Genomic DNA, 788 nt, shown 5'->3' on the forward strand with positions numbered 1-788 from the left:
TACAACCTACTGAGACGGTACAGACTTATACTAATGAACCCGTATTTAGGGAATTCTTCCTAGCTAATTTTGGTGAGAATTATTTCAACTGTGCTTATAAAGGAAAAACAGCCAGTAAAAAATGTTTGGTTACTATAACTGAAGTGAATGCCTCAATAGATGCTCGAACCAGAGAGCGTTATGAATCACATCACACCTTTCTGAAAATAACTATTAAGTGGCCAGACGGCGATGTCAGTCGCTATGTTTCCTTAAATGATAATAGCAACGATAAAATCATTAATTTAGCTAATAAAAACGAATATCGAGTTCGTGATAACAACCCTATAGATTTATTTATTGATAGCCAAGGCGAAGAGTATGTTCACTTATGGTAATTATCACTCAGCTTTTGGATAGCTCGTGTTTAGCCATATCGGTACTTCAATTAACCATCACATTAATTGAATCTTGATACAGCTCAACGGTTACAAGCGGATTACTGTTAACGATGTCATCTATCGAGCTACCGTCCGCAGTGCCATTAGCAATCATGTTTTCAAATTTCGCGCGCCATGCTGCTGAGTCCATTAGGCAATCGCTCGTATCTTCTGAGTCACTGCTTCCAAATTTGTGATAATTGGCACGATCTTGTCGCAAAATACCAGCAGCGGTAGCCTTGTTGGTTTTGGTGGCGATATAGTTGCCAGAGCTATTATACTTATCATTTTCGGAAATTCGTGCTTGATAAGTACATAGAGGGGTTGCGCTAGAAGAAGACATATTTGACTCTGATGGTATAGGAGTGC

At 39.0% G+C, this 788-nt stretch carries 2 protein-coding genes; one reads left to right on the top strand and one right to left on the bottom strand.

The window, feature by feature from the left end; translation table 11 throughout:
• The coding region (locus AAEY78_RS12250; RefSeq protein WP_352339620.1) for a hypothetical protein at positions 1–377 on the top strand (377 nt) is incomplete at its 5' end.
• Positions 378–423: 46 nt separating this feature from the next.
• Here the strand turns inward: AAEY78_RS12250 and AAEY78_RS12255 are convergent.
• Positions 424–788, bottom strand: a 365-nt coding sequence (locus AAEY78_RS12255; RefSeq protein ID WP_352339621.1) for a hypothetical protein, incomplete at its 5' end; no start/stop codon positions are given.

It is taken from the genome of Psychrobacter sp. 16-MNA-CIBAN-0192 (assembly GCF_040309565.1).
GTDB lineage: Bacteria > Pseudomonadota > Gammaproteobacteria > Pseudomonadales > Moraxellaceae > Psychrobacter.